Here is a 3288-nt window from a genome sequence, read left to right as displayed (position 1 = left end):
CTTGTATAAACGATTTAGGGCTATAGGTCTAAATCGTTTTTGTCTAAAAATGTTTCAGGACTACTTAGAGATTGCACAACGATCAACATTGAGCCAAAGAAGAAGGCTGCCATAAGGCAGCCTTTTTTAGTTTGCAAGTGCAACTTCTCACGAGGGTAGGGTGATAATAGGCTCGTTAAGTATCGGTGACGCTATTAATCAAATTAACTGCAGTGCTCTCAAACAGATGAGTGCAACAGTTAACGCTTTTCCATCACTAACGCAACTCTACCTACAACCCTTACTTCATCTTCTTCGACGGTTAGAGTCGAACCGTTAAAGCTGATTGCTAGTTTTTTGCCTGGTAAGCGCTGGATGTCGTTTAGCGAGAGTAGGCCGTCCATATCAACTAGGTATGTACCGCTTACTGCATGGTGAGATTCTTTATTTATAAGGAACGTAGTAGTTCCATCTTTGATTGCTATTACATTACTTACACCTAACTCGTCTAGAAGAGCTTTATCGAATGCAAGTATCCCTTTCCCAACCAATTTACCGTCGTCAATAGAGAAACAGTCGATATCGAAAAGAGTTTTCGATTCGTTCTTCTTATTAATATGCTTTTGGGTTGGTGTTTTAGGGTACGGTTCGCCTTTATCTAGAAGTAACCATTCAAGTGAGACTCCAGTGCTCAAATGAGTCCTTACTGCAATTTCAAAGGGAGTAAGGTTTCTCTGTCGCCAAGTCGCGATTGTTGATTTTGGGATGCCAAATACGTCTGCTACGTCCTGTTGGCGGTCTGAATTCGTGATATCTATCAACTTCTTGATAATATCTCTACCTCCCAAATACGATATTTGGTCTATTTTAAGTTGCTTGTTATTCATATGTGATCAATAATCGCAATTGAGTCCGAAATGGTGGGGTGCAACTCGTCATTCCGAAATTAAACATTCAATAACAGAATAGGATATCACTATGCTCTCATATCAAGTAGTCCTAAATACGCCTTTCATGACGTACGACCAATACTCTCAGTTCTCCGGAATGCCGAAACGCACCATCATGGATTGGGTAGCTGATGGTCGCTTACCTATTAAAACTAAAGCAAAAGGTAAAGAAACCCCTCTCATCAATATGGTCATGTTGCTAGAAATGGCAACGCGTGAAACGTTGGAGAGAATGGGGTAAATAGCCATGCGTTTATCTTTCATAACTTCGACCAAAGAGCTTTGTCCGTTGGGGCTAACATTCTTGGTTGGAGTTTCGTTGTCATCTCGTCTTTCTTCAATTGAGTATTGGTTATGAACGGAATTGACTCAATAGGCGAATTTTCTCGCACAAAACAAGGGGCCTTTAATGAGGCGTGTTGCGTGTTCGCTAGGTCAGAGAATATGGCTAGGCTGGCAGAGGTCATAGGGATGAGTCCGACCATGCTGCGGAATAAACTTAATCCTGATCAGCCTCATGTCCTGAGTTGTGTTGAAGCCATCACTCTCGCCAAAGTGAGCGGTAATCACATTATTGTAAACAGCTTACTTCTTGGACTTGGGGTGGTCACCGCTTATATACCGCCCAACACTACCGATGATGCCTTTGTTTTGTGCGCACTAGAGAGCTCGACCCATTCGGGGGAGTTGTCTCGAATGGCTTTGGAGTATGCAGGAAAGCCTAGGCTTACTCGGGCACAGAAATATGAGATTGTTCAGACCGTACACGCGAATATCAGCGGTCAGGTTTTGCTCCTCAATAGTTTGGAAAAACTGAATCAAGGTGTTGGTCTGCTCAAAGCGATAGGGCGGAAAGGTGGGCGCTAGTGGTATATCAGTTTCAAGTATTCATTCGGAGGGGTGATGCTCATTGCTCCGGATCATAAGCCATCTTCTGAAAGGTCTGGTCATGGATTAACAGAGGAAGATAAGCGAAGAGGCCTTCGCTATATCAGGCGCATCCGACGCGAGTTATGTGACCGTCAACTTTCGCCATTATTGGTTGAGTGGATGAGGTTAACGTATCAATTAAGGCATTCGAATCGGGTGTTTGAACAAGTACGGCTGCGAATTCGTTTATTCGGTCTTGAAAAGCGAATGCAAAGAATCAGACAGCGTTGGCTTTAACGCGTTGTCCTTAGCCTGAGTAACGTCATTGGCTGCTCCCAAAGGAGAGCCTGTTAGCCAAGGAAAACGTGATGAATAATCATGAGTGGGCGGTCATAGGCGGTAAGGTGCTTCAAACAAGCCAAGAAGCGGTCTTCTATCTAGCGGTAGTGAGCGAAGACCAATGGCGTGATGCATTCCGCTGTCATGTGAAAAGTGGGGTGAGGGGAAATGACGAACACTTAGCAATTGAACGCCTGAATGGAAAGGATTCATCAGGTTCGACAGGCTTATTGGGCGCCACTAAGAGCGTCAACTCGGTCGTAACGTACGAGGCCTTGGAAAGGGTGTTTATCCAGAGCGAGTCTGGAAGTCAACGTGGACTAGGGACGGTGAGGGCGAGCCGATGACGGCTCATTCTGAATACGCTGCGTCTTCGTCTATGTCGTGTTTGAGCCGGCTGCTTGAGGAAGCGCCTTATTTGTCGAGGTGCAGTGACAACAAAACCGCGATGCTAATTCGACCTCGAAACTACGCCGTCAGATGGCCGTATATGCAGGTCAATCGAAAAGAGATGCAGGCGTGGATGGTTTTCGATATTGATCATGAACACCGAGCTTTCCCCAATCCCTACATTTGGCAAGATGAAGGGTTGCCGCCCCCCAATATGATTGTCCGAAACCGTACCAGTAATAAAGCCCACCTTTTTTATGCCATTGTACCTGTCTGTACCAGCGATCAGGCTCGCTCCAAACCCATTCAGTACCTCAAAGCCATTTATCGCGCGTTAGCCTTGCGACTGGAGGCGGACTTGAGTTATTCAGGGCCTGTTGCCAAAACGCCCTTTCATCCTTGGTGGCAAACAACCGAACTTCACCGCAGTGTCTATGAACTTAACGAGTTAGCGGATTCGCTGGAACTGGAGAGTACGCGGCCGTGGCTTCGTCAAGAGCGTGACGTTTCTTATTCCCGGAATTGTACTTTGTTTGAACGTACCCGCCGGTTCGCTTATGACATCGTCGACGAAGAAAGGGAAAAGGGCAGCTATACGAATTTTAAATGCCGTGTAGAGAGCTTTGCACATGTCAATAATGCCAATTTGGTGGGTAAGCCGTCTTTGCCATGCAGTGAGGTATTAGCGGTGGTAAAAAGCGTCTCTCGTTGGACCTGGGATAAATATTGTGCTCGGTCAGATTGCCAGCGAGGTGTGATG

Annotated in this window: 5 protein-coding genes; 4 read left to right on the top strand and 1 reads right to left on the bottom strand. The window is 45.8% G+C overall.

The features are described from left to right. Positions 1-239: 239 nt before the first annotated feature. The gene (locus tag AB4653_RS08020; protein ID WP_102257504.1) at positions 240-866 is read right to left on the bottom strand and encodes a phage repressor protein CI; all 627 of its coding nucleotides are present in this window, start codon (positions 864-866) and stop codon (positions 240-242) included. 91 nt (positions 867-957) lie between these two features. Here AB4653_RS08020 and AB4653_RS08015 point away from each other — a divergent pair, with 91 nt between their 5' ends. The 4 genes from AB4653_RS08015 to AB4653_RS08000 all read left to right on the top strand — a co-directional run. Continuing rightward, positions 958-1170, top strand: a complete 213-nt coding sequence (locus AB4653_RS08015; protein WP_029203682.1) for a hypothetical protein — start codon at positions 958-960, stop codon at positions 1168-1170. A gap of 113 nt (positions 1171-1283) precedes the next feature. Further along, a complete protein-coding gene (locus AB4653_RS08010) occupies positions 1284-1796 on the top strand; it encodes a phage regulatory CII family protein (RefSeq protein ID WP_016799974.1) in 513 nt (170 codons plus the stop codon). 371 nt (positions 1797-2167) lie between these two features. After that, on the top strand, positions 2168-2485 hold the full coding sequence (locus AB4653_RS08005) for a hypothetical protein (protein ID WP_057622102.1): 318 nt from the start codon (positions 2168-2170) through the stop codon (positions 2483-2485). Next, positions 2482-3288, top strand: an 807-nt coding sequence (locus AB4653_RS08000) for a replication initiation protein (protein WP_372103772.1), incomplete at its 3' end; no start/stop codon positions are given. The genes AB4653_RS08005 and AB4653_RS08000, both read left to right, overlap by 4 nt.

Source organism: Vibrio sp. 10N.222.48.A3 (genome assembly GCF_041475345.1).
GTDB lineage: Bacteria > Pseudomonadota > Gammaproteobacteria > Enterobacterales > Vibrionaceae > Vibrio > Vibrio tasmaniensis_A.
This window is presented reverse-complemented; position numbering and strand designations above follow the sequence as displayed.